The 25,964-nt window shown below is 67.0% G+C and carries 20 protein-coding genes; 15 read left to right on the forward strand and 5 right to left on the reverse strand.

What is annotated here, in order from left to right:
• Positions 1-58 precede the first annotated feature (58 nt).
• From EV560_RS31465 to EV560_RS31495, 7 genes are all read left to right on the forward strand, one after another.
• On the forward strand, positions 59-865 hold the full coding sequence (locus tag EV560_RS31465) for a Cro/CI family transcriptional regulator (protein ID WP_131859802.1): 807 nt from the start codon (positions 59-61) through the stop codon (positions 863-865).
• A 32-nt stretch (positions 866-897) separates the two neighbouring features.
• Entirely contained in the window at positions 898-1,101 is a 204-nt protein-coding gene (locus EV560_RS31470; RefSeq protein WP_131859916.1) for a twin-arginine translocation signal domain-containing protein, read from the forward strand.
• Between the two features lie 11 nt (positions 1,102-1,112).
• Positions 1,113-4,091, forward strand: coding sequence for a formate dehydrogenase subunit alpha (locus tag EV560_RS31475; protein ID WP_131859803.1), 2,979 nt, complete (start codon positions 1,113-1,115; stop codon positions 4,089-4,091).
• A gap of 13 nt (positions 4,092-4,104) precedes the next feature.
• Complete coding sequence (gene fdh3B, locus EV560_RS31480; protein WP_131859804.1) at positions 4,105-4,701, forward strand: formate dehydrogenase FDH3 subunit beta; 597 nt, start codon at positions 4,105-4,107, stop codon at positions 4,699-4,701.
• Between the two features lie 87 nt (positions 4,702-4,788).
• Positions 4,789-5,796 carry a formate dehydrogenase subunit gamma gene (locus tag EV560_RS31485; protein ID WP_131859805.1) on the forward strand — a complete coding sequence of 336 codons (1,008 nt, stop codon included), beginning with the start codon at positions 4,789-4,791 and terminating at the stop codon, positions 5,794-5,796.
• 102 nt (positions 5,797-5,898) lie between these two features.
• The gene (mobB, locus tag EV560_RS31490; protein ID WP_131859806.1) at positions 5,899-6,429 is read left to right on the forward strand and encodes a molybdopterin-guanine dinucleotide biosynthesis protein B; all 531 of its coding nucleotides are present in this window, start codon (positions 5,899-5,901) and stop codon (positions 6,427-6,429) included.
• 7 nt (positions 6,430-6,436) lie between these two features.
• A complete protein-coding gene (locus tag EV560_RS31495; protein ID WP_131859807.1) occupies positions 6,437-7,693 on the forward strand; it encodes a molybdopterin molybdotransferase MoeA in 1,257 nt (418 codons plus the stop codon).
• Positions 7,694-7,721: 28 nt separating this feature from the next.
• Here EV560_RS31495 and EV560_RS31500 read toward each other — a convergent pair whose 3' ends face one another.
• The 3 genes from EV560_RS31500 to EV560_RS31510 all read right to left on the reverse strand — a co-directional run bounded on the left by EV560_RS31500 (position 7,722) and on the right by EV560_RS31510 (position 13,235).
• Entirely contained in the window at positions 7,722-8,495 is a 774-nt protein-coding gene (locus tag EV560_RS31500; protein ID WP_131859808.1) for a TIGR02186 family protein, read from the reverse strand.
• A complete protein-coding gene (locus tag EV560_RS31505) occupies positions 8,492-9,421 on the reverse strand; it encodes a sulfite exporter TauE/SafE family protein (protein WP_131859809.1) in 930 nt (309 codons plus the stop codon). Before EV560_RS31505 ends, EV560_RS31500 begins: the two co-directional genes overlap by 4 nt.
• Before the next feature lie 208 nt (positions 9,422-9,629).
• Positions 9,630-13,235: an SEL1-like repeat protein gene (locus EV560_RS31510; protein WP_131859810.1), complete on the reverse strand. Its 3,606-nt coding sequence runs from the start codon at positions 13,233-13,235 to the stop codon at positions 9,630-9,632.
• A gap of 372 nt (positions 13,236-13,607) precedes the next feature.
• Here EV560_RS31510 and EV560_RS31515 point away from each other — a divergent pair, with 372 nt between their 5' ends.
• From EV560_RS31515 to EV560_RS31545, 7 genes are all read left to right on the forward strand, one after another.
• Positions 13,608-14,078 carry a MerR family transcriptional regulator gene (locus EV560_RS31515; RefSeq protein WP_131859811.1) on the forward strand — a complete coding sequence of 157 codons (471 nt, stop codon included), beginning with the start codon at positions 13,608-13,610 and terminating at the stop codon, positions 14,076-14,078.
• Between the two features lie 297 nt (positions 14,079-14,375).
• Entirely contained in the window at positions 14,376-16,172 is a 1,797-nt protein-coding gene (locus EV560_RS31520; RefSeq protein WP_131859812.1) for an acyl-CoA dehydrogenase C-terminal domain-containing protein, read from the forward strand.
• A gap of 130 nt (positions 16,173-16,302) precedes the next feature.
• The gene (locus tag EV560_RS31525; RefSeq protein ID WP_131859813.1) at positions 16,303-17,511 is read left to right on the forward strand and encodes an acetyl-CoA C-acetyltransferase; all 1,209 of its coding nucleotides are present in this window, start codon (positions 16,303-16,305) and stop codon (positions 17,509-17,511) included.
• A 3-nt stretch (positions 17,512-17,514) separates the two neighbouring features.
• Positions 17,515-18,132, forward strand: coding sequence for a cysteine hydrolase family protein (locus EV560_RS31530; RefSeq protein WP_131859814.1), 618 nt, complete (start codon positions 17,515-17,517; stop codon positions 18,130-18,132).
• 2 nt (positions 18,133-18,134) lie between these two features.
• Entirely contained in the window at positions 18,135-18,593 is a 459-nt protein-coding gene (locus EV560_RS31535; RefSeq protein ID WP_131859815.1) for a cupin domain-containing protein, read from the forward strand.
• Between the two features lie 32 nt (positions 18,594-18,625).
• Complete coding sequence (locus EV560_RS31540) at positions 18,626-20,830, forward strand: 3-hydroxyacyl-CoA dehydrogenase NAD-binding domain-containing protein (RefSeq protein ID WP_131859816.1); 2,205 nt, start codon at positions 18,626-18,628, stop codon at positions 20,828-20,830.
• A 15-nt stretch (positions 20,831-20,845) separates the two neighbouring features.
• Positions 20,846-21,340 carry a peptide deformylase gene (locus EV560_RS31545; protein WP_131859817.1) on the forward strand — a complete coding sequence of 165 codons (495 nt, stop codon included), beginning with the start codon at positions 20,846-20,848 and terminating at the stop codon, positions 21,338-21,340.
• A 113-nt stretch (positions 21,341-21,453) separates the two neighbouring features.
• Here EV560_RS31545 and EV560_RS31550 read toward each other — a convergent pair whose 3' ends face one another.
• Together EV560_RS31550 and aptA are read right to left on the reverse strand one after the other, a co-directional pair.
• Entirely contained in the window at positions 21,454-22,560 is a 1,107-nt protein-coding gene (locus EV560_RS31550; RefSeq protein ID WP_207908168.1) for a serine hydrolase domain-containing protein, read from the reverse strand.
• A gap of 10 nt (positions 22,561-22,570) precedes the next feature.
• Entirely contained in the window at positions 22,571-23,911 is a 1,341-nt protein-coding gene (aptA, locus tag EV560_RS31555) for an omega-aminotransferase AptA (RefSeq protein ID WP_131859818.1), read from the reverse strand.
• A gap of 181 nt (positions 23,912-24,092) precedes the next feature.
• On the opposite strand from aptA, the gene EV560_RS31560 reads away from it, so the two are divergent.
• Positions 24,093-25,907, forward strand: a complete 1,815-nt coding sequence (locus EV560_RS31560; protein WP_131859819.1) for a tetratricopeptide repeat protein — start codon at positions 24,093-24,095, stop codon at positions 25,905-25,907.
• Positions 25,908-25,964 lie beyond the last annotated feature (57 nt).

Consider the following 25,964-nt stretch of genomic DNA (forward strand, 5'->3'; position numbering starts at 1 on the left):
ACTGCCTCGAAAAGAGGCATCGACAGAGCGGTCGAGGACGAAAGGGCACTGCGCAGGGATGCGTGATCCGGCACTCGACAGGGCGATAGGCGCAGCCGGTGGCGTGCGTGCACTGGCCCGGGCCGTTGGCGTGTCGCAGCCGGCGATCTCGAACTGGAAACGCGTCCCGGCCGACCGCGTCCTGTCCATCGAGGCCCTGACCGGCGTCCCACGCACGGAGCTGCGGCCCGATCTCTATCCCGACGACGCACCGGTGAACGGCGCCATCCTCCTCGCCGATTCCGCACGCCCGATCGACGAGATCGATGAGGCGAGGGCCCGCGAATACGAGCTGGTCGGCGCGCTGCTCTGGCGCACACCCACGGCCGAGGCATTGGACGCGCTGCGCGGCCTCAGGGGCGATGCCTCGCCGCTCGGCATGGCCCATCTCGCGCTGGCCGAGGCCGCTGCCGAGACCACGCCGGAGGCGGTCCGCAGCGAGTTCTTCGAGCTCTTCATCGGCGTCGGTCGCGGCGAGCTTCTGCCTTACGCGTCCTATTATCTCACCGGCTTCCTGCATGAGCGCCCGCTCGCGCTGGTGCGTGAGGACATGGGCAAGCTCGGCATTGCCCGCGTCGAACGCGTGGGCGAGCCCGAGGACCATATCGCTATCCTGATGGATGTGATGGCGAACCTGATCCGCGGCAACTTCGCCGCCGAGGGCGTGGCGGAAGACGGCTTCTTCGCGCGGCATATCCGCCCCTGGGGCGAGCGCTTCTTCGCCGATCTGGAGATCGCGAAGGCAGCGAAATTCTACAAGGCTGTCGGCCGCGTCGGCAGCCTGTTCCTGGAAATCGAGACGCAGGCCGCCGGGTTGCCGTCATGACCACCCATGTGTCCAGCGCGATGGAGACGACGATGTCGAACAAGCCAGAGAGCACCGAGAAACCGGCCGTCGACCGCCGCAGCTTCTTCAAGGCGCTCGGCGCCGGCGCCGCCGTCGCGGCCACGCCCGCCATGGTCACCCCGGCCGAGGCCGTCGATCCCGGCAAGGACGAGACCAGGGCGCGCTATCGGGAAACCGATCACATCAAGGCCTATTACCGGGTCAACCGTTACTGAGGGGATCGGCCATGCTCATCAAGCGCAAGTCAGCCGACGTCCAGCGCGGCAAGCTGCAGGCCGCGATGGCCGGCCTCTCCTCCGGCGTGATGGACCGCCGCACCTTCCTGCGCCGCTCCGGCCTGCTGGCCGGCGGCGTTGCGGCAGCGGGCGCCCTGCAGATCGGCTCGGTCCGCAAGGCCGAGGCTGCCGAGCTCGGCCCGGCCTCCGGCACCAAGGTCGTCAAGAACATCTGCACGCATTGCTCGGTCGGCTGCACGGTCAAGGCCGAGGTCGCCAACGGCGTCTGGGTCGGCCAGGAGCCGGCCTGGGAGAGCCCGATCAACCGCGGCAGCCATTGCGCCAAGGGCGCCTCGGTGCGCGAGCTCGTCCATGGCGACCGCCGCATCAAATACCCGATGAAGCTCGTCGACGGGCAGTGGCAGCGGATCTCCTGGGACCAGGCGATCAGCGAGGTCGGCGACAAGATGATGGAGATCCGTGCCAAGTCGGGCGCCGATTCCGTCTATCTGCTCGGCTCGGCCAAGTTCTCGAACGAGGGCTCCTACCTGTTCCGCAAGTTCGCCGCCTTCTGGGGCACGAACAATGTCGACCACCAGGCGCGCATCTGCCACTCCACCACGGTCGCAGGTGTCGCGAACACCTGGGGCTATGGCGCGATGACGAATTCCTACAACGACATCCGCAACTCGAAGACCATCATCTTCATGGGCTCGAATGCGGCCGAGGCTCATCCGGTCTCGATGCAGCACATTCTCGAGGGCAAGGAAGTCCAGCGCGCCAACGTCATCGTCTTCGATCCGCGCCTGACCCGCACCGCCGCCCACGCCACCGATTATATCCGCATCCGCTCGGGCACAGACATCGCGGTGATCTGGGGCCTGATGTGGCACATCTTCAAGAACGGCTGGGAGGACAAGGCCTTCCTCGCCGCCCGCGTCTACGGCATGGACGACGTCCGCAAGGAGGTCGAGAAATACGATCCCAAGACGGTCGAGGACATTACCGGCGTGCCTGAAGCGCAGATGCGCCGCGCCGCCGAGACCTTTGCCAAGGTCAAGCCCGCCACCTTCATCTGGTGCATGGGCGTGACCCAGCACTCGGTCGGCACGGCGAATGTCCGCGCCATCTGCAATCTCCTGCTGGCGACCGGCAATGTCGGCTCGAACGGCACCGGCGCCAACATCTTCCGCGGCCATTGCAACGTGCAGGGCGCGACCGATTTCGGCCTCGATATCTCGAATCTGCCTTGCTATTACGGCCTGGTCGAAGGCGCCTGGCGCCATTGGGCTCGCGTCTGGGGCGTCGACTACGACTATTTCGTCTCGCGCTTCGACGAGGTGCCGGCCAAGGGCGGCCGCCCGGCCCGTACGCGCAAGGCCAATATGGAGACCTCGGGCCATACCTCGACCCGCTGGTTCGACGCCGCCAACCTTCCGTCCGAGCAGATCGATCAGAAGGACAACCTCAAGGCCATGATCGTCATGGGCCATGGCGGCAACACCATCCCGCGCATGCCCGACGCCGTGAAAGGCCTGGAGAAGATCGATCTCCTCGTCGTCTGCGATCCGCACCCGACCAATTTCATCTCGCTGGGCGGCCGCAAGAACGGCACCTATATCCTGCCGATCTGCACGCAGTTCGAGACCGCCGGCTCGCGCACCTGTTCCAACCGCTCGGTGCAATGGGGCGAGCGCGTGGTCGAGCCGATCTTCGAATCGGCCAGCGATTTCTGGGTCATCTACAAGCTGGCGCAGAAGCTCGGCTTCGGCGACGCCATGTGCAAGAACATCGAGATGTTCCAGGGCAAGTACGGCCCTGAGCCCTCCGCCGAGGGGATCCTGAAGGAAATCAATCGCGGTGGCTGGTCCACCGGCTATACCGGCCAGTCGCCGGAGCGTCTCAAGCTCCATATGGCGAACCAGGACAAGTTCGACGTGATCACCCTGCGCGGTGCCAAGGGCTCTCCCGTCGAGAACGATTTCTACGGCCTGCCCTGGCCGTGCTGGGGCACGCCCGAGCTCAAGCATCCCGGCACGCATATCCTCTACAATACTTCGCTCGAGGCCGGGAACGGCGGCGGCACTTTCCGTCCGCGCTTCGGCCTGACCCGCGAGGAGACGAGGCCCGACGGCAGCAAGGTCGAGGTCACGCTGCTCGCCGAAAACGGCTCCTACTCGCTGAATTCCGGAATCCGGGACGGCTATCCGGAATTTACCATGGGCATGCTGAAGAAGCTCGGCTGGGACAAGGACCTGACCCCGGCCGAGATCGCCACCATCGCCTGGGTCGGCGGCAACGCTATCGACACGGTGAACTGGGCAAACGATCTCTCGGGCGGCATCCAGCGCGTCGCGCTCGCCCATGGCTGCGTTCCCTATGGCAACGGCAAGGCCCGCGCCAATGCCTGGAACCTGCCCGATCCCGTCCCGGTCCATCGCGAGCCGATCTACAGCCCGCGTCCGGATCTCGTCGCCAAATGGCCGGCGCGTCCGGACGAGCGCACGCTACGCCTGCCGAACCTGCACACGACGATCCAGAAGGCCGCGGTGGACCGCGGCGTCGCCAAGTCCTTCCCGATCGTCCTGACCTCCGGCCGTCTCGTCGAATACGAGGGCGGCGGCGAGGAGACGCGCTCGAACAAATGGCTGGCCGAACTGCAGCAGGACATGTTCGTCGAGGTCAACACCAACGACGCGGCCGAGCGCGGCATCAGGGACGGCGCCTATGTCTGGGTCTCCGGTCCGGAGAACAACGCCCGTGTCCGGGTCAAGGCGCTGGTGACGGAGCGTGTCGGCAAGGGCTGCGCCTTCATGCCCTTCCATTTCGGCGGCGTCTACCAGGGCGTCGACCAGCGCGGGAACTATCCGAAGGGGCTGGACCCGATCGTGCTCGGCGAATCCGTCAACACCGTCACCACCTATGGCTACGACCCGGTGACCGCCATGCACGAAGGCAAGGTCACGCTTTGCCAGATCGCGGCTGCGTGAGGAGGAAAGAACCATGGCCCGGATGAAATTCCTCTGCGACGCCGACCGCTGCATCGAGTGCAACGCCTGCGTCACCGCCTGCAAGAACGAGAACGAGGTGCCCTGGGGCATCAATCGCCGCCGCGTCGTCACCATCAATGACGGCAAGCCCGGCGAGCGCTCGGTCTCGATGGCCTGCATGCATTGCACGGACGCGCCCTGCATGGCCGTCTGCCCGGTCGATTGCTTCTACAACACGGCCGATGGCGTCGTACTGCACAATAAGGACCTCTGCATTGGCTGCGGCTATTGCTTCTACGCCTGCCCCTTCGGCGCGCCGCAATATCCGAAGGTCGGGAATTTCGGCACCCGCGGCAAGATGGACAAGTGCACCTATTGCTCGGGCGGCCCGGAGGTCGATCTGTCGCCGGCCGAGTTCCAGAAATACGGTTCGAACCGCCTGGCCGAGGGCAAGCTGCCGCTCTGCGCCGAGATGTGCTCGACCAAGTCCCTGCTCGCCGGCGACGGCGAGATCATCGCCCAGATCTACAAGGAGCGCGTGGTCAAGCGCGGCTACGGCTCCGGCGCCTGGGGGTGGCAGACCGCCTACAAGGAAACGATCGCCATTTGAGTTTGGGGAGGGAACGCGCACCGGCCACGATAAGGCCGGGCGCGGGACCACCCGATGCAGCTTCACCCGCTCAGAGGACATTCGACCATGCGTCCCGGCGCTCATCTCCGTTTCCTGCTCGCCGCGCTGCTCATGGCGTTGTCCGTCGCCTTCGTCGCGCCGGTCACGGCCCAGCAGGTCAATCCCACCGCCGACTCTGTCAGGGAACGTCAGTTCCTTGATGCGCTGAAGGCGAATCCGCAGGCCGAGCTCCAGGGCCGGATCACCATTCCCGACCAGCGGGCGGCCACCCTGGAACGCCCGGCAGGGCGGCAATGGCGTGAGTTCCAGCAGGTCACGATCGTCTGGATCGGCGCCATTGTGGTGCTGGGCATGCTGGCCGTGCTGACCCTGTTCTATCTGATCCGGGGGCGCATCAGGCTCGAAGCCGGGCCTTCCGGGCGGACGATCACGCGCTTCAACGCCTTCGAGCGCTTCATGCACTGGCTGACCGCGGCCTGCTTCGTCCTGCTGGCATTGTCCGGACTCAACGTAACCTTCGGCAAGCTGCTATTGCTGCCGCTGATCGGGCCGGAGGCTTTCACCAATCTTTCGGTGGCGGCGAAATGGGCGCATAATTTCCTCGCCTGGCCCTTCATGCTCGGCATCGCCTTGATGTTCCTCGTCTGGATCAAGGACAACATTCCCGGTCTCGTCGACGTGAAATGGTTCGCGGCCGGCGGCGGCATCGTCGGCAAGGGACACCCCCCCGCCAGGCGTTTCAACGGTGGTCAGAAGGTCGTGTTCTGGTCCGTCGTGATCGGTGGAGCGTTGCTCTCCGTGTCCGGCATCTATCTGATCTTTCCGTTCGTCGCTGGCGGAGTGCTTGAGCTTCAGTTCTGGAACGTTGTCCACGGCGTCGTCGCCGTGCTGATGGTCGCGCTGATCCTCGCCCATATCTATATCGGCACGATCGGCATGGAGGGCGCCTTCGATGCCATGGGCTCCGGCGAGGTCGATCTCAACTGGGCGAAGACGCACCATTCGCTCTGGGTCGAGGAAGAGCAGAAGAAGGGCCATGTGCCCGCCGGGCCGAACCTGCAGCCGGCGGAATAGCTCTCTTCACGCCCGTCCGGCTTGACCGGGCGCGCGATTGTGCAGGATGACAGCCGGGCGAGGGTTCCTCGCCCGGCTTTCGTTTTGGGGAATGCGATTTCGATGCGCGTGATCGGCCTTGCGGGATGGAGCGGCGCTGGCAAGACCACATTGCTGACGCGGTTGATCCCGGAGCTGAACCGGCGCGGCGTCTCGGTCTCGACGCTGAAGCACGCCCACCACGCCTTCGATCTCGACACGCCCGGCAAGGATTCCTACGAGCACCGCATGGCCGGCGCCCGCGAGGTGCTGATCTCCTCCGAGCGGCGCTGGGCGCTGATGCACGAATTGCGCGACGAGCCGGAGGCGGTGCTCACCGATCTGCTGGGGAAGCTCTCGCCGGTGGATCTCGTCATCGTCGAAGGCTTCAAACGCGAGCCGCACGCCAAGATCGAGATCCATCGCGCCGCGAACGGCAAGCCGCCGCTGCATCCGGGCGACCCGACCATCGTCGCGATCGCGAGCGACGTCGCCTTCCCCGAGGCGGGGCGGCCATTCGTCCCTCTCGACGATATCGCGGCGATCGCAGAGATTGTTCTCGCCCGGGCGGAACCGATCGCGGCCGTCCTGGCGCGCCCGCAACGGCAGGCTTGAGGCAGGCATGGCGCAGCTCAGCAACGATTCCTTCGCCTTTGGCGGCCCGCTGATGAGCATCGAGCAGGCGGCCGCGCTCGTCGGCGAGCGTGTTCAGCCTGTCGCGGAGACGCAGACCGTCGCGCTTGCAGAAGCGGATGGCCGGGTGCTGGCGGAGGAGGTTGTTGCAGGGCTCGACCTGCCGCCCTTCGCCAATTCGGCTGTCGATGGCTACGCCGTGCGCTTTGCCGATCTTGCGCCGGATGGCGAAAGCCGGCTCGCGCTTGTCGGCCGCATCGCCGCCGGCTCCGATGCCGCCGGGGTAGCGACGGAGGGCGTCGCGGTCAGGGTCTTCACCGGCGCGCCGATGCCCGCGGGCGCCGATACCGTCTTCATGCAGGAGGATGTGACGGAGGAGGATGGTTTCGTCCGCCTGCCCAGCGGCTTGAAGCCGGGAGCCAATGCCCGCCCGGCCGGCGAGGACATCGCGCGTGGCGAGATCGCCTTTGCGGCGGGCCAGCGACTGCGCCCGCAGGATCTGGCGCTGCTCGCCGGACTCGGCCGCACCTCAGTCCTCGTCTGCCGCAAGCCGCGCGTCGCCATCTTCTCGACCGGCGATGAATTGGCCGAGCCGGGCCAGCCGCTGCCGGCTGCCGGAATCTACGATGCCAATCGCGCCGCCTTGCGCGCCATGGTGCAGCGGGCCGGCGCCGAGGTGGTCGATCTCGGCATCCTGCGCGACGAGCCGCAGAGCCTCGCGGCGCGGCTTGCGGAGGCGGCGCAGGACAGCGATCTCATCCTCACCTCCGGCGGCGTCTCGACCGGCGAGGAGGATCACGTCAAGGCGGCGGTCGAGAGCGCCGGCTCGCTGGTCTTCTGGCGCATCGGCATCAAGCCTGGCCGGCCGGTGGCGATGGGCGTCATCGGGGGCACGCCTTTCATCGGGCTGCCGGGCAATCCGGTCGCCGTCTTCGTCACCTTCGCCTTCGTGGCGCGCGCGGTGATCGCGCGGCTCTCGGGCACACAGTACAAGCCGCCGGTGCCGCTGCCGGTCAGGCTCGGCTTTCCCTATCGCAAGAAGGAGGGGCGGCGCGAATATGTCCGCGTTTCGCTGGCGCCGGGAGCCGATGGCATCATCGTCGCGAGCAAGCATCCGCAGGATGGCGCCGGCGTCATGACCTCGCTGACGCGCACCGACGGACTGGTCGAACTCGCCGAGGAGCTGACGAAGATCGAGGAGGGCAGGATCGTTCCCTTCCTGGCCTATGACCTTCTCACAGCCTGAAGCGGCCGCCGTCCCCCTTTCGTAACTCTCAATCGCGCCGGAAGATCACGCTGGCGAGCCAGCCGAACAACAGCGCCAGCGCCGCGGTCGCGAGCCCGTAGAGCAGCGGCTGATCATGCGCGCCGCTGGCCAGCCCCTGCTCGATCCCGGTCTTGATCACCTCGAAATTTGTCGTCTGCCGGGCGAGCAGCGCTCCGCCGGCATAGAGCACGACTTCGACCTCGTAGGTCCCGGTCGGCGCCGTGGCCGGTACCTCGATCGGGGCGCTGAACAGGGCCGGTGAGAGGAAGGTCACGCCCCGTTCCGCTTCGGTATAGAGACCCTTGTCCTCCATGAGGCGGATCATCGCCTCGCGGAAACGGCCCATGTCGGGATAGGCCTGCGGCACGGCGTCGGGCCGGCGCTGGGCGTGCAGCAGGCCGATGCGGTCGCGGCGCGCGGAATCGGGGCTGAGGATCTCGTTGAGCGGCCGGTTGCTCGCCACCATCAGGAAGACCGAGCTATCGGGGAAGCGGCGCTGGGTGCGGTTGATCCAGATCGGCCCGAGCCGCTCCTTCTCGCGCACCAGCAGCATGCGCTGCGGCCCACGCACCGTGATCACGATGTCATAGGGATCGCCGCGCCCGGCGGTGCGGCCGTCGCGCTCGACGAGGCCGAAGACGGTGACCTGGTCGCCGGTATAGTTCGAGGTGATCTGGATCTGATGGCTCGAGACCGATGCGATCAAGGTCTCGGCCCGCGCCGCGCCGCTCAGGACCAGTACGGCGAGGCCGGCGAGGAGCTTTGTGAATGCCGCCCTCATCGCGCGCTCTCCGGCAGCACGACGGAATAGGGATCGCTGGGCGGGATCAGCAGCTCGACGGCGAAGCGCAGGCCGACCGACAGGATGAGCAGCGCCAGCAGCAGCCGGAAGGAATCGACATTGAGATTGCGCGCCGCCCGGCCGCCGAACTGCGCGCCGACGACGCCGCCGAGCAGCAGCAGCACGGCGAGGATCAGATCGACCGACTGGTTGGTGACGGCGTGCAGGATGGTAGCGCCCGTCATCGTCACCAGGATCTGGAAGAGCGAGGTGCCGACCACGACGGCCGGGGGGATGCGGAAGAAATAGATCAGCGCCGGCACCAGGATGAAGCCGCCGCCGACGCCGAGCACCGCGCCGATGAAGCCGATTATGACAGCCAGGGTCGCGATCGGGATGACGCTGGCATAGAGCTGCGATCGGTGGAACCGCATCCGCAGCGGCAGCCCCATCCACCAGGGATGCGTGCCGGCGCGCCGGCGCAGCCGGACCGGCTTGCCGGCCCTGACCCTGAGTGCCGCGCGCAGCGCGTCATAGAGCATCAAGCCGCCGATACAGGTGAACAGCGTCACATAGGAGAGCGTGATCACCAGCTCGAGCTGGCCGAGACGGCGCATCGAGTTGAAGAACAGCACGCCGAGGACCGTGCCGATGATGCCGCCGGTGACAAGCACGCCGCCGAGCTTCAGATCGAGCGCGCGCCGCCGCCAATAGGTCAGCACGCCGGTCATCGAGGAACCGGCCACCTGTGCCGCGACAGTGGCGACGGCGACCGCGGGCGGGATGTCGAGGAAGATCAGAAGCGGCGTCAGCAGGAACCCGCCACCGACACCGAAAAGCCCGGAGATGAACCCCACAGCTCCGCTCAAGCCGAGCACCATCAGCACGCTGATCGGCAGCTCCGCGATCGGAAGATAAATCTGCACCCTATGCCCTCATGCGCCGGCGGCGCGGTGATCCGACGCCGGCTCATCCCAGATTGCACCGATCCGGTTAGGCAAATCCTTATCGCGGGAAAAAAGAGGAATTGCTGCCGGCATGGCCGCGGGGAGCCATCTCTCCTGATCGCCCCGCAACGCGTCGAAACCATGACAGGATGGCCGGAAAATCCGGCCATCGCAGCGTTTCGCGCTTTTAGGTGCGGGCCGGCTTTGCCGGCTTCTTCGCGGCCGCGGTCGGCGGCTCGTCCCAGCCCTTGGCCGGGGCGGCGACCTCGTTGGCGGCAGGGTCGAGCGGCTTGGCCTTCCAGGTATCGGCGGCAGCCTTGGCGGTGCTCAGATCGGCCGCGTTGAGGCGTCCCGCCACCTCGTCGCGCTTGCGCCCGGCGTCCTCGTCGCCCTGGGCGGCCGAGACCGCGAACCAGAGATAGGACTGGCCGAGATCGGCCGGCGCGCCGAGCCCGCGTCCGAGCAGGATGGCGAGGTTGTACTGGCTGTCGCGGACGCCGAGCTCGGCGGCGCGGCGGAACCATTCGGTCGCGGTCGCATAGTCGGGCTTGCCGTTGACACCTTCGGCATAGAGCACGGCGAGATTATGCATGGCCTTGGCGTTGCCGCGCTCCGCCGCGCGCCCGTACCAGACGCGGGCGAGCGAGATGTCGCGCGTCGTGCCGATGCCCTTCTCGAACATGTTGGCGAGGCGGAACTGCGCCGGCGGCAGGCCGGCGACGGCGGCGCGCTCGAACAGCCGCAGCGCCAGCTTCGGGTCGCGCGACGCGCTGGAGCCGTCGGAGGCGCGGTTGGCAAGCTCGTAGACCGCGCGCGCATCGCCGGCGAGTGCCGCCTTGCGCATGCCGGCCGTGCCGAGATTGTTCGGCAGGTCGCCGAGCCCGGTCACGCTCTGCAGCGGCTCGGGCGCCGAAACCGGCGGCAGGGCGGCGACCGCGACCGGCGCAGTGCTGGTCGAGCCGGTGATGTCGGGCTTGGCCTCGGCGGCTACGGCTGGGCCGGCGATCACGGAAGCCGGAAGGGGCTCGACCGGCGAGAGCATCGAACTCTGGTCCTTCGCCGGCTTGGCCGGGGCTTCCGGTGCCGGGGTCTCGGGCGCAGCCGGAGCAGGGGCAGGGGCAGGCGCTGGGGCCTGGCTCGCCTCGTTCTTGACGGGCTTGGCCTTGTCGCCCTGGAGCGCGCCGGTCACGACATGGGCCGTGCCCATCGCCAGCACGATCGCGGCGAGGCCGAGCAGGATCGGCCGGCGGCGCTTCTCCATGATCTCCTTGAGCCGGCCGCCCGTGCTGGTGCCCTTGCTCGTCTCGGCCTGGGCAGCGGGCGCGGCGGCAGCCGCCTCGGTCGCCGCCTTGGCCGAGCGCCGCGCCGCGGCGATCAGGTTCTGGCGCACCGATTGCGCATCCTGGCCGCCGGCTGCCGGCGCCTCGGCGCGCGGACGGCCCGAGCCGGGCTCGAGCGGCAGGTCGAGCGCCGCGCTGGCAGCCGTGGGCGCCTCGGGCGGCCGCGTCTGCTCGAGGCGCGCCCCGAAACGGTCTTCGAGCGCAGCGCTCATGCTGGCTTGCGGATCGAGCCCCTTGGCCAGGGGCATCGCCGCCGGGCGGGTTGGGGCTGCGGCGGCGGGAGGCGCGGGAGGGATCACCTGACGGGAGCCCTGGCGTTCGGCGCCGAGCTCCGATTCCAGGCTGGCGAGACGGGAGATGATGGTCTCGAGCGTGCGGTGCACGGCGCCGATCGCATCCTGGGTCTCGCGGCCGGAGGAGACATGCGTCTCGCGCAGGCCCGAGAGCAGATTGCTCAGCTCGGCGAAATTGCCGCTCGGCTGCGGCGTCTTGCTCGCCATGTCGGCCATGGCCGCTCGCGCCGCGCGCTCGGCCGCCGCGGCCGTATCCTCGCGCACCGTCTGGAGATGGCGCACGAGATCCTGCAGCGTGCGCTCGATGCCGGTCTCGGCCGAGCGTGTCGCGGCGGCTTCATCGAGCCGGCTGGCGATGCCGGCGATCTGCTGTTCGAGAGCGTCGAAGGAATCCGCTTCGGCGCCGGGCCGGCCCGCCTCGTCGATCTTCTCGGCGAGGCCGCGCAGCATATCCTCGACGGGCCGGAGATCGACCCGCGCCACCTGGATGCTGCCACCCTCGTTGACGAGCTGAGTCAGGCTGCTCGACGCCGCCAGATTCTCGATGCGTCCGGCAAGCGCCTCGATCTGCTTCGTCACCGCCGCCGGGCCGTGTTCGGCCAGCTGCTCGATCCGATTCTGCAGGGCGTCGATCCGGTCTTCGAGCTGGGTCGGCTGCCGCTCGGCGACATCCTCCAGCTTGATGACGAGTGCCTCGATCCGGCGCGACAATTCATCCGAGACCGGGCGGCCCGAGGCTTCGATCTCGTTGAGACGTGCGAAAAGCTGGTCGGTCTGGGCGTTGATCACCTCTGGCCGCATCGCCGGCAGCGACTCGACCTTGCCGGCCAGCGCCTCGATCTGGCGCGATAGCGAGATCAGCGGCGCGGGATCGGAGAAGCGATCCTGCGAGCGGTCGGACAGGATCGCGTCGCGCACGTCCTCGATCGCCAGCGACAGGCTGCGCAGTTCGCGCCCGTCGGTTTGCGTGTCGCGCAAGCGGCCGACCTCGGCAGCGAGCGTCGAGACCTGTTGCGAAAGCTCGCCGAGCCGGCCATCGCCACCGGCCGAGGCCAGCATCTCGCGAATATCGGAGATATCACGCAGGACCGGCGCCAGCATCGTCCGGTCGCCGCCGCGCGCAGCGAGTGCATCGACCTTGGCGGCGAGATGCGCGACCTCGAGCTCGAAACGGGCATAGCTCTCATTCGAGCGATCCTGAGACAGCCTGGCGACCTCGGATTCGATCCGGGCCAGCGGCTTCAGGATCGGCTCGATCCGGTCCCGCTGCTCGAGCCGGTCGAGCTTGGCGCCGAGATCTGCGATCTTGTTCTCGAGCTCGCGCGTATCGGCCACGATCGGCGCTGGCATAGGCACGGGCTGCGGCATCGGCGCGCGCGGACGTTCGCGGACAACCGGCGGCTCGTTCGCGGGGTCGATCCGCGCGCTGAGCGCCTGCAGGTCCTGGCGCAGTGCCGCGATCCGGCTTTCGCTGAACGCTGGGCGGGCTGCCGCCGGGGCGGCCTCGGTATCGGTATCGAGGACGCGCTGCCGTGTCCGGATATCGGTCACGGCGGCGGCGAGCCCATCGCGGCTGAGGGCCGCGCGCGTGGCGGGGGGGGCGGCGACGGGCGTCGGCTTGCCCTGGGGCGTGGCGGCCTTGCGTTCGATCTCGACCAGGCGCTCGCCCATCGTCTTGATCGCATCGGCGATGACGGAGGTGGCGCGCTCCTGGCGCTCGGCGATCGCACGCTCGCCGCTGGCGAGGCGGTTTTCGGTCTTCTCGATCCAGCGCGCGATCGAATCGAGCGCGCCGGCGGTCTTGGCGCTGGATTCGCGCGTGATCCGTTCGGCAGCCGCGGCCTGGGCGAGGGCGGCGTCGATATGGTTGCGTGAGAGTTCCGGCGCGGCGCTTTTGGCCGAAGTGGTGGCGGCCTGCTGCGAGGTTTCCATCTGTCCTGAGGACAGGCGGGCGAGGCGCTCCGACAGGGCGGCAATGTCGAGCTGCTCAGGGGGGGCGGCGGGCGGGCCGCTTTCTTCCGGCATGTCCTGTGCCTCGTCGCGGATCTTGTGGTCGAGCCATTCACCCAGCGTCATGCCGGCCCGGCGCGCGGCAGCTTTCGCGGCGTCGCGTGTACGCGGGTCGACACCCTTGACGCTCCAGGGCAAGCTATTGGCCATGGTTTCGCTCGCTCGCCTACGGGGGCCATTCTAGCCAGGATGCGCAGCCCCCTTCGCCGCAGCGTCCCATTGCGAATCGAACGATCGTAAAGATTCGGTTGCCGCCGAACGACGCGCTGCTTCGCGGTATCGACTTTTCGCAGTCACAGTAAACAGATGGTTAAGATCGGACCGGCATCAGTTAATTTTCAGCAAATTTCTGTCCGGCCAGTCCCGAATTGGGCCGTTTCATAACGGTAACTTACCCCCTCGGAATCCCAGGTTACCTAACCGGCACGCCGCCGATAGGTCAGGGTGTCGTAACGGAACCTCGCCGCCCAGCCTTCACGGCGCCGACGCCTACCGCTCTTTCCCCAACCATCAAGGAATGCCATGTCACGCCATAGCAGCCTCGCTCTGGCGACCGCGTCATCCCCCGACGGTCGCACACTTGCCTCTGCTTCCGCCGCCTCGACTTCGGTCGAGCCGGCCAGCGGCTTCACCATCAGCGATCTCGCTCGTGACTTCGGAGTGACCCTGCGCACGTTGCGCTTCTACGAGTCGCGCGGTCTTCTCTCTCCCGCTCGTTCGGGCATGACGCGGATCTATTCCGGTCGTGATCGCGCCCGCCTGGCCCTGATCCTCAAGGGCAAGCAGCTCGGCTTCACGCTGGTCGAGATCCGCGCCATGCTCGCCAATGAGGAGCGCAAGCAGAGTGGCGAGGCCTCCGCCTCGGTCGGCGGGCTGCAGCTCTCGCGCAACCAGATCGCCGAACAGCTCGAATTGCTGCGCAGCCAGCAAAACGAGATCGAGAGCGCGATCGCCGAACTCGAGGCAACGCTGCGCCGGCTCGGCCGCAGCTGATCGCAGCGCCGTCATCCCGAGACGAAGCTGGCCCTGGACCTCGGTTCGGGGCCTTTTTCTTTCCCGCTTTCTTTCCCGCGCGTGATGACCGTTGGGTCACGCGATTGCGACAGGCTGCGGCAACAAAAACGGCCAGCCCCCTTTCAAACTCAAAAGGGATAGTTTATATGTGAACTATCCTGAAGCGCGGCCGTCATGATGAGCCGGCATGCTGCTTCGCCGATAAGAGCATGTTTGGCGCGCGTTCCGTCGTGCAACCTCGCGACGAACCCAAGGCGTGCATGAGGGAGGACACAGATGCCGATCTACAAGGCGCCCGTCGAAGACACCCTGTTCCTGCTCAACGACGTCTTCAACATCGAACGCTACAACAACCTTCCCGGCTTCTCCGATGCGACGCCGGACGTGGTCGAGGCGGTGCTGGGCGAGGGCGCCAAGCTTTGCGAGGAGGTGCTGCAGCCGCTCAACCGCAGCGGCGACCTCGAGGGCTGCAAGCGCAACCCCGATGGCACGGTGACGACGCCGAAGGGCTTCAAGCAAGCCTATGAGGCTTATGCCGGCGGCGGCTGGATCGGCCTTGCCCTGGACCCCGAATATGGCGGTCAGGGCCTGCCCTATACGCTCGGCGCGGTGATGAACGAGTACTCCTCGGCCGCCAACATGGCCTTCGCCATGTATCCCGGCCTGACCATGGGCGCGATGGCTGCACTTTACGTGCACGGCACGGACGAGCAGAAGCGCACCTATCTGCCCAAAATGGCCGAGGGCACCTGGTCCGGCACGATGAACCTGACCGAGCCGCATTGCGGCACCGATCTCGGCCTGATCAAGTCCAAGGCGGTGCCGAACGGCGACGGCTCCTACGCGATCAGCGGCACCAAGATCTTCATCTCGGCCGGCGAGCAGGACATCACCGAGAATATCATCCACCTCGTGCTCGCCCGGATCGAGGGGGCGCCGGCCGGTGTGAAGGGCATCTCGCTCTTCGTCGTGCCGCGCAATCACGTGAACGATGACGGCTCGGTCGGCGGCCAGAACGGGGTCACCTGCGGCTCGATCGAGCACAAGATGGGCATCCACGGCAATTCGACCTGCGTCATGAACTATGACGGCGCGAAGGGCTGGCTGGTCGGCGAGGAGAATCGCGGCCTCAACGCCATGTTCGTGATGATGAACGAGGCCCGCCTCGGCGTCGCCATCCAGGGCCTGTCGCAATCCGAGGTCGCCTATCAGAACGCCGTCGCCTATGCGAAGGACCGTTTGCAGGGCAGGGCGCTGACCGGCGCCAAGGAGCCGGCCAGGCCGGCCGACCCGATCATCGTCCACCCGGACGTCCGCCGTACGCTGATGTCGATCAAGGCCTTCAATGAGGGCGCCCGCGCCTTCGTCATCTGGAATGCGCTGAAATCCGACATCGCGCATCGCTCTGGCGACGCCGCCGAGCGCCAGGCGGCCGATGACCAGCTCGGCCTGATGACCCCGGTGCTCAAGGGCGTGCTGACCGATCTCGGCTTCGACAATGCCGTCAAGGCGCAGCAGATGTTCGGTGGCCATGGCTACATCGCCGAGACCGGCATGGAGCAGTTCGTGCGCGATGCCCGCATCGCCATGATCTACGAGGGCGCCAACGGCGTGCAGGCCATGGACCTGATTGGCCGCAAGCTCGGCCGCGACGGCGGCCGCGCCATCATGGCCTTCTTCAACGAGGTCGGCGGCTTCCTGAAGGAGAATGGCGAGGACGAGGCGTTGCAGCCGCTGCTCGCCCCGCTCCAGGCCTCGCTCGGTCATCTCCAGCAGGCGACGATGTGGTTCATGAACAATGCGCTCGCCAAGCCGGACAATGCCGGCGCCGGTGCGCATGACTTCATGCACCTGCTCGGGCTGGTCTCGCTCGGCTATATGTGGGCGAAGATGGCCAAGGTGGCGCAGGACAAGCTCAAGGCCGGCGCCAACGGCGCGGAGGAGCGCATGAACACCAAGCTCGCCACGGCCCGCTTCTTCATGGAGCGCAGCCTGCCCGAGACCGCCGCGCATCTGGCGCGGATCACGGCTGGCGCCGATTCGACGATGGCGCTGAGCGCCGAACAGTTCTGACCGGTCGTCACTGCGAGGAGCGAAACGACCTGGCGATCCAGGGGCCGTCGAGCGTGACTGTCTGGATTGCTTCGCTTCGCTCGCAATGACGGGATAACGTCGCAACAAAAGCCGACACGGGAGGCCTTAAATGGCTGAAGCCTTCATCTACGATCACGTCCGGACGCCGCGCGGCAAGGGCAAGGCCGACGGCTCGCTTCACGAAGTCACCGCGATCGAGCTGGGCACCCAGGCCCTGCGCGCCATCAAGGACCGCAGCGCCCTCGATCCCAGGCTGGTCGAGGATGTCGTGTTCGGCTGCGTCGATCCGGTCGGCGAGGCCGGCGCCGACATCGCCCGCACGGTCGCGCTCAAGGCCGGCTACGGCAAGGAGGTGCCGGGCGTGCAGATCAACCGCTTCTGCGCCTCGGGCCTCGATGCGGTGAATCTCGCCGCGGCGCAGGTCATGTCCGGGCAGAAGGAGATGGCGATCGGCGGTGGCGTCGAGAGCATGAGCCGCGTCGGCATGGGCGCCTCCGGCTTCGGCATCGCGGTCGATCCCAGCGTCGCGATCGACACCTACTTCATGCCTCAGGGCGTCTCGGCCGATCTGATCGCGACGAAATACGGCTTCTCGCGCGACGATGTCGACGCATTTGCCGTGCGCTCGCATAAGCGCGCTGCCGCCGCCTGGGCCGAAGGCCGCTTCAGGAACTCGGTCATCCCCGTCAAGGACGTCAATGGCCTGACCATCCTCGACCGCGACGAGACCATTCGCCCAAATACCGACATGCAGGTCCTGGGCGGGCTCAAGCCCTCCTTTGTCCAGATGGGCGAGATGGGCGGCTTCGATGCCGTCGCGACCGCCGCGCATCCGGATGTCGAGTTCGTCAACCACGTCCATCATGCCGGCAACTCGTCGGGCATCGTCGATGGCGCGGCCGCCGTGCTGGTCGGCTCGAAGAAGGGCGGCAAGGCCGCCGGCCTGAAGCCCCGCGCCCGGATCAAGGCCTTTGCGACCGTTGGCTCCGACCTCGCGCTGATGCTGACCGGGCCGGTGGACGTAACCGAGCTGGTGCTGAAGAAGGCCGGCATGACCACGAGGGATATCGACCTGTTCGAGCTGAACGAGGCCTTCTCCTCGGTCGTGCTGCGCTACCAGCAGGCTTTCGACATCGATGACGAGATCCTCAACGTCAATGGCGGCGCCATCGCCATGGGCCATCCGCTCGGTGCGACCGGAGCGATGATCCTGGGCACTGTGCTCGACGAGCTCGAGCGCACCAACAAGCAGACCGCTCTCGTCACGCTCTGCGTCGCCGCCGGCATGGGCGTCGCCACCATCATCGAGCGGGTCTGAAGGATGAAGCCTCTCATTCCCGAGCAGACTGCGCTGATCGTCATCGATGTGCAGAAGGCCTTCGAGGAGATCGCGGCCAATGGCGTCCAGCGCAACAACCCGCAGGCCGAGGTGCGGATCGCCGATCTGCTCGCGGCCTTCCGTGCCGCAGGCGTCGCGATCATCCATATCCGCCACGCGTCGCTGGAGCCGGCTTCGCGTTTCCGCGCCGGGGCACCGGGCTATCAGGTGAGCGATGTCGCGCGTGAGCGGCCGGGCGAGCCTGTCGTGGTCAAGCACGTCAACAGCTCCTTCATCGGCACCGATCTGGAGCAGCGCCTGCGCGATGCGGGCTTGTCGACGCTCGTGATCGTCGGCGCCACCACCAACCATTGCGTGGAGACGACGACGCGCATGGCCGGCAATCTCGGCTTTGACGCCAGGCTGGTGCGCGACGCGACCTGGACCTTCGCGCGCACCGGGCCGGATGGCGAGCACCATAGGGCCGAGGCCATCCACGCGATGACGCTCTCCAATCTCTCGGATGAATTCGCCGAAATCGTCACCGCAGAGCAGATCATCGCAGCTGTCGCGCAAGAAGGTGCCAAGGCTGACCGCGCCGCCATGGCCGAGCGGGTGTGACAATGCCGAAGCTCGACATCGACGCCATCCCGCTGCGGACCGGAAGCTACTATCCGGCGGAATTCGTCCCGCCCGTGCAGGGGCGCAGCTCGCGCAGTCTCGGCGATGCCGGCGGCCTCACCCAGTTCGGCGTCCGCATCTGCTATCTCGATCCGGGCGCCTGGTCGTCGCAGCGCCATTGGCACGAGCAGGAGGACGAGTTCGTCATGGCGCTGACCGGCGATCTCGTCCTGATCGACAATGCCGGCGAGCAGCCGCTGCGGCCGGGCGAATGCGCCGCCTTCAAGGCGGGCGACGGCAATGGCCACAAGATCGTCAACCGCTCTTCGGCGCCAGGCTCCTTCCTGGTCGTCGGCACGCGCGCTCCGGTCGATAGGGCACATTACCCCGATATCGACCTCGTCATGAACAAGGACGCTGACGGCGTCCGCTACACCCACCGGGATGGAACGCCCTACTGACGCATCGCGCGCGAGGGCAGGGAGGAAGACCGATGAACCTCACCAATTTCCGCTTCGAGACCGATTCCGACGGCATCGCGACCCTGACCTGGGACATGCCGGAGCGCTCGATGAACGTCATCACCCCCGAGGTCATGGCCGAGCTCGACCAGGCCATCGACAAGGTCGCCTCGGACGAGGCGATCAAGGGCTGCGTCATCACCTCCGGCAAGGAGGCCTTCTCCGGCGGCGCCGACCTCACCATGCTGCAGACGCTGCGCGATCTCTATCTCGGCCTGGTCAAGGAGAAGGGCGAGGAGGTCGCGATGCAGACCTTCTTCGACGAGAGCCGCAAGCTTTCGCTGCTCTACCGCAAGCTCGAGACCTGCGGGAAACCCTTTGCCGCCGCGATCCACGGCGTCTGCCTCGGCGGCGCCTTCGAGCTCGCGCTCGCCTGCCAGTACCGCGTCGTCTCGGACGATGCCTCGACCCGCGTCGGCCTGCCCGAGGTCAAGGTCGGGCTCTTTCCTGGCGCCGGCGGCACCCAGCGCGTCGCGCGCCTGATGCAGACCGGCGACGCGCTGCAGATGATGTTCAAGGGCGAGCAGATCAAAGCCCTGCCGGCCCGCAATATGGGCCTCGTCCACGCCGCCGTGCCGCGCGACCAGCTCGTGCAGAACGCCAGGGACTGGCTCAAGGCCAACCCGCAGGCCAAGGCCCCCTGGGACGACCCGAAGTTCAAGCTGCCCTCGAACAAGGTCTATTCGCCGGCCGGCATGCAGATCTGGCCGCCGGCCAATGCGATCTATCGCCGCGAGACCAACGACAACTACCCGGCAGCCCGCGCCATCCTGAGCGCGGTCTATGAAGGGCTGCAGATGCCGATCGATCTCGGCCTGCGCATCGAGAGCCGCTATTTCGCGAAGATCCTGCGCTCGAAGGAGGCGGCGTCGATGATCCGCTCGCTCTTCGTCTCGATGCAGGACCTCAACAAGGGCGCCCGGCGCCCGGCCGATGTGCCGCCGAGCAAGCTCAAGAGGGTCGGCGTCGTCGGCGCCGGCTTCATGGGCGCCGGCATCGCCTATGTCAGCGCCAATGCCGGCCTCGAGGTCGTGCTGATCGACCGGGACATGGAGGCGGCCGAGAAGGGCAAGGCCTATTCGCACAAGCTCATCTCCGACCAGATCATGAAAGGCCGCGCCAAGACCGCCGACCGCGACGCGCTGCTCGGGCGCATCAAGGCCAGCGCCGACTATGCCGACCTCAAGGGCTGCGACCTGATCGTCGAGGCCGTGTTCGAGGACCCCAAGGTCAAGGCCGAGGTCATCACCAAGGTGGAGGCGGTCGTCGGCCCGCGCACGATCTTCGGCTCCAACACCTCGACCCTGCCGATCACCGGGCTCGCCTCGCATTCTCAGCGGCCGAAGAATTTCATCGGCATCCATTTCTTCTCGCCGGTCGAGAAGATGCTGCTGGTCGAGATCATCATGGCCCGGAAGACCGGCAAGAAGGCGCTCGCCATGGCGCTCGACTTCGTCCGCGCCATCAGGAAAACGCCGATCGTCGTCAACGACACCCGCGGCTTCTACGCCAATCGCTGCGTCGGCAATTACATCCGCGAGGGCCATCTCATGCTGATGGAGGGCGTGCCGCCGGCAATGATCGAGGCCGCCGGCAAGCAGGCCGGCATGCCGGTCGGCCCGCTCTCGCTCAATGACGAGGTTGCCGTCGATCTCGCCTGGAAAGTGCTGAAGGCGACCAAGGCCCAGCTCGGCGAAGGCTCTGTCGATCCGGGACAGGAGAAGCTGCTAGGCGAGATGGTCGAAAAATATGGCCGCCTCGGCCGCAAGAACGGCAAGGGCTTCTACGACTATCCGGAGACTGGTCCCAAGCGCCTCTGGCCCGGCCTCGCCGAGCTGGTCTCGAGCCATATTCCGCCCGAGAAGGTCGATATGGAGGAGCTCAAGCACCGCCTTCTGGTCACACAGGCGCTGGAAGCCGCCCGCACCTATGAGGAGGGCGTCGTCACCGACCCACGCGAGGCCGATGTCGGCTCGATCATCGGCTTCGGCTTCGCGCCTTACTCTGGCGGCACACTCAGCTATATCGACAATATGGGTGCGGCCGCCTTCGTGAAGCTCTGCGAGACCCTCGCCAAAAAGCATGGCGAGCGCTTCAAGCCGAACCGGATGCTCAAGCGCATGGCGAAGACCGGCGAGAGCTTCTACGGCGCGGCGGAGAAGAAGGCGGCGGCCTGAGCGGATCCGGCGATCATGCCGCAGCGGCCCATTCTCAGCTTCCCGAATCCGGATCTGCGCAAGCGGGCCGAGCCGGTGCCGTGCTTCGACACCGACCTGCGCGCACTGGCCGGCGATCTGCTCGACACCATGCGCGCGGCGCCGGGCATCGGCATCACGGCGCCGCATGTCGGCGTGCTCTTGCGTGTCGTCGTGCTGGAGCTCAAGCCCGGCGAGGTTCGGACCTATATCAATCCGGTGCTGGATTGGACCTCACCCGAGACTATCCGCCATGTCGAGGGTAGCGTCTCGATGCCGGGCGTGACCGATGAGATCGAGCGCCACGCCCGCGTCCGGATTCGCTATCAGGACCTTGACGGCGCCGAGCATGGCGAAGAGGCGGACGGTCTGCTGGCTGTCTGCCATCAGCACGAGATCGACCAGCTCGATGGCATTTTCTGGATCGATCGCCTGTCGCGCCTCAAGCGCGACCGGTTGATCGCCCGCTACAACAAGCTGCGGCGTAACTGAATCGGTCGCTGGCTAGAGCATTTCGAGCGAAGTGGACACCGGTTCGCGTGAAGAAAATGCGTCAAAACAAAAAGATAGAGAATTTTCGCGATTCAGAGAAGCGCGGAAATGCTCTACTGCGCAAGCGCGCCGAAGACGAATTCATTCGCCAGCTTGCCCGGCACGTTGCGGCGATCGACCCGGTTGTAGTTACCGCCGGTTATCGCGACGACGATATCGAGCTCCGGCGCTACCAGGAGGTGCTGGCCGCCATTGCCGAAGGCGGCATAGAGCGTCGCGGGCATGCTCTGGCGCGGCAGATACCATTGATAGCCGTAGTCGAGATTGTTGCCGGCCTTGGCGCGCACGGTGAGGGTTTGCTGGAGCCAGTCGGCAGGCACGACCTGCCTGTCCGCGTAACGGCCCTTGTCCAGCAGCAACTGGCCGATCGCGGCGAGATCGCGTGGGCGCAGCCGCAGGCCCGAAGCGGCCGATTCGCGGCCATCGAGACCGTTGGTCCAGCTGAACTCGGAAATGCCGAGCGGCGCCATGAGCCGGCTCCTGGCGAAATCGCTCAACCTGGCTCCCGAACCCCTGGCGATCAGATGGCCAAGAAGTGCGGTCGCGCCACCACTATAGCCCCAGGCCTCGCCGGGCGGCAGCACGATCGGCCGTTCGAGAATGAAGCGGTAGCGGTCCGGCGCGTATTCCATCGCGATCTCGCTGTTGCGCGGATCGGTATAGGGCAGGGATTCGTCCCATTGTGTGCCCATGGTCATCGAGAGAACGTGCTCGACCCGGACCCGCTGTCGCGCCGGATCGGCGGCGAGATCCGGATATTGCGGGAAGCTCGCCAGCAGCGGCGCCTCCGGTTTCGGCACCAGGCCGTCGGCGAGCGCAATGCCGTAGAGCAATCCGACGATGCTCTTCGAGACCGAGCGCAAATCATGCAACTCGCCGGCATTGAAGGCGATGACACCGCGGCTATCACCCCAGATTTCGTCGGCGCCGGAGAAATAGTGCTCCAGCGCGATCTTGCCGCGCCGGAGCACGACCAGTCCGTGCAGGCCTTCCAGCTGGCCGTCGGCGAAGGCCTTCTCGATCCGTTCGCCGGCGTCGGGTCGAAAGCCGGCTTCGGTCGGCGACAGGCTCTGCCATTCCCTGACCGGCGCCTGCGCTGCAGCCGGGCGCAGCATCAACGCTGAGCCCGTCACTGCCAGGAAGCTGCGCCGGTCGATCATGGCATGCCCCTCAGTTCGCCACCGACCGGATCACATTCCGCAGCTTGCCGATCAGCTCCTCGATCTGGGATTCCGTGATCACCAGCGGCGGCGAGAAGGCGATCGTGTCGCCGGCGGTGCGGATCATCAGGCCTTCCTCATGGAAGGCGCGATCGATCGCCGCGAAGCCGCGCTTGCCGGCGCCGTCCGCCCGCGGTGCGAGATCGAGCGCTCCGACGATGCCGACCGTGCGGATGTCGACGACATTCGGCTCGCCCTTGAGGCTCATCACCGCATCGGCAAAGAGCGGCTCCATCGCCCGGGCACGCTCGAACAGGCCTTCCTCGCGGTAGATGTCGAGGGTCGCGAGCGAAGCCGCGGCGGCGAGCGGATGGCCGGAATAGGTATAGCCGTGGAACAGCTCGATCACACCGTCGGGGCCGTGCATGAAGGCGTCGTAGATGTGCTTGCGCACGAGAACGCCGCCCATCGGCACCGTGCCCGAGGTCACGCCCTTGGCGAAGGTGATCATGTCCGGGATGACGCCGTAGCGCTCGGCGGCGAAGGCGTAGCCGAGGCGGCCGAAGCCGGTGATGACCTCGTCGAAGATCAGCAGGATGCCGTGCTTGTCGCAGAGCTCGCGCAGGCGCTTGAGGTAGCCTTTCGGCGCCGGCAGCCCGCCGGTCGAGCCCGCCATCGGCTCGACGATGACGGCGGCGATGGTCGAGGCGTCGTGCAGCGTGACGAGGCGCTCCAGATCATCCGCGAAATGCGCGCCGTAATCCGGCTCGCCCTTGCTGAAGGCCTGCTTCTCGCGGTCATAGGTATGGGCGATATGGTCGGTGCCGGTGAGCAGCCCGCCGAAGAACTTGCGGTTGTTGACCATGCCGCCGACCGAGATGCCGCCGAAGCCGACGCCGTGATAGCCGCGCTCGCGGCCGATCAGCCGGGTCTTCGAACCCTTGCCCGTGACGTTCCAATAGGCGAGCGCGATCTTCAGCGCAGTGTCGGCTGCTTCCGAGCCCGAGCCGGCGAAAAAGACATGGTCGAGATCGCCCGGCGCCAGCGCCGCGATGCGCGCCGCCGCGGCGAAGACCTTCGGGTGGCCGTATTGGAAGGTCGGGGCGTAATCGAGCTCGCGCGCCTGCGCCTGGATGGCCTGGATGATCGGCTCGCGGGCGTGGCCGGCATTGCAGCACCAGAGGCCGGCCGTGCCGTCCATCACCGGCTTTCCCTCCGGCGTGTAGTAGAACATGCCCTCGGCGCGGGCGACCATGCGCGGGTTCTGCTTGAAGGACCGATTCGCCGTGAAAGGCATCCAATAGGCGTCGAGATCGTTGGGGGTGCCGATCGGTCGCAGGGCAGATGTCATCGCGCGGGGTCCTGTTGGATTAAGTGTCTCTCAACCTAACAGCGCGGAGCGGGCTGTAAATCGCGGCTCAGGCGGGGCACCACTGCGCGCCGCGATCGGTGGATTCAACCGCGCCGGCGGGTGACGTTAGGTCCGTTCTGACGTAGCTTAACGAATGGGGAATAAACTGGACCGCGCCCCAATGGCCGAATTCAGCCACGAGACGGACCAACTCGTCCACAGCGAAGCCGAAGCGATTCGGGCTGGGCTCGAACGCGTCCTGGCGAGCGATACCTTTCGTGGCGCGCCGCAGCTCTCGTCCTTTTTGAGCTTCGTCGTCGAGAGCAGCCTCGATGGGCGCGGTAGTGAGCTCAAGGGCTACACGATCGCGGTGGAGGCGCTCGGCCGCCCCACCGATTTCGATCCCCAATCGGATCCGATCGTCCGGGTCGAGGCTGGCCGCCTGCGCAAGGCGCTGCGGCAATATTATGCGCTGGAAGGGGCGGACGACCCACTCCGGATCTCGATGCCGGTTGGAGCCTATGTGCCGGTTTTCGAGCCGAACGATCCGTCGGTTAGGGAGCGCGATGCGCTCGACGACGACTCGGTCGAGACGGAGGAGGGGGCTGAGGCTCAGAGCGCCACCCGCGCCGTTCCGGCGCGCCGTGGCGCCGCCTGGCTGAAGGGCTGGCCCATGCTCGCCGCTGCCGCGCTCGTGCTGACGCTGCTGCTCCCCGCCGGCAGCTATCGCAACCTGCCGGTCAGCCAGCCGGTGCCGGTCGATGCCGCCACCCAGCAGACGCGGCTGAGCGAACAGGCGACGCGCCTGGCCGGGACGAGCGCGCCGTCGCACTTGCCGGTGCTCGCCGTCACGATGAGCGTGACGGCCGCGGATCCCTCGCTCAACGACATCGTCCGCGCCTTCACGCGCCCGCTTGTCGACGCCCTGGCGCGCTTCGACGATCTCATCGCGATCAAGGCCCCCGCGGACGGTGCCGCGATGCCCGAGGGTGTCGACTACGTCTTCGAGATGAATGCCACCCGGGTTGGCGATGCGGTCGAGGGCTTCGGCCGGCTGCGCTCGGTCAAGGACGGCCGCATCGTCTGGACGACCTCGACGAGCCGGACCCTGGCCAAAGGCGCCGACGATCCGGCCTTGACCGAGATCGCGCGCCGCCTTGCCATCCGGCTGGCCGAGCCCTTCGGCATCATCTACGCCGATTTCCGTCAGGCGGCGCCCTCATCGCCGACGCGCTGCATCGTCAAGGCCTTCAATCTGCGCCGGGCGATGAAGGCGGAGGACCATCTCGTCGCTCGCTCCTGCCTCGAACAGGTGATCGAAAAGGACCCGGCCTTCCATCCGGCCTGGTCGCAGCTCGCTCTGGTGACGCTGGAGGAATACGGCTCGGGCTTCAATCCGCTGCCGGAATCGCCGGCGCTCGACCGGGCGCTCGCCGCGGCGCTCACCGCGGTCAGGCTGGCGCCGTCGAGCGCGCGCGCCCAGCAGGCGATGATGGACGCGCAATTCTCCAGCGGTGCGATCGACGACGCGCTCAAGTCCGGGCAGGAGGCGCTGACGCGCAACCCCTATGATCCGGACATCATGGCCGATCTCGGCGCGCGCTATGTTCAGCTCAATCGCCCGGCGGAGGGCCTGCCTCTGCTGCAGCGGGCGATCGAGCTGAGCAGCGGCCGGCCGTCCTGGTATGATTTCTTCGCTTTTCTGGGTGCGCATCTGATGGGCTCGACCAAGCTCTCCGATACGCATGCGGCCATCCTGGTTGCCGACGAGACCCCGTTCAGCCTGCTCGGCCGCGCCCTGCTCCATGCCAGAAGGGGCGATGAGGCGGCGCTGGCGGTCACGCTGCGGCGGCTGTCACATGTCGAGCCGGCCTTTGGCCGCGACGCCCGGCTCTACCTTGCCCGCAAGGGCTTCTCCGAGGCGGTCATCGACCGGATCGTCGAGGATCTGGGGGCGAGCCGGCTGGCAGCGCTCGCCACCCGCGGCGAGCGCTGATCCACCGGCTTTCGTCAAGGTAGGCGCCCGGGCCGGTAATGGCGCTCGCAAGCGCGC

The organism is Allobosea sp. BK604, assembly GCF_004341515.1.
Classification (GTDB): domain Bacteria; phylum Pseudomonadota; class Alphaproteobacteria; order Rhizobiales; family Beijerinckiaceae; genus Allobosea.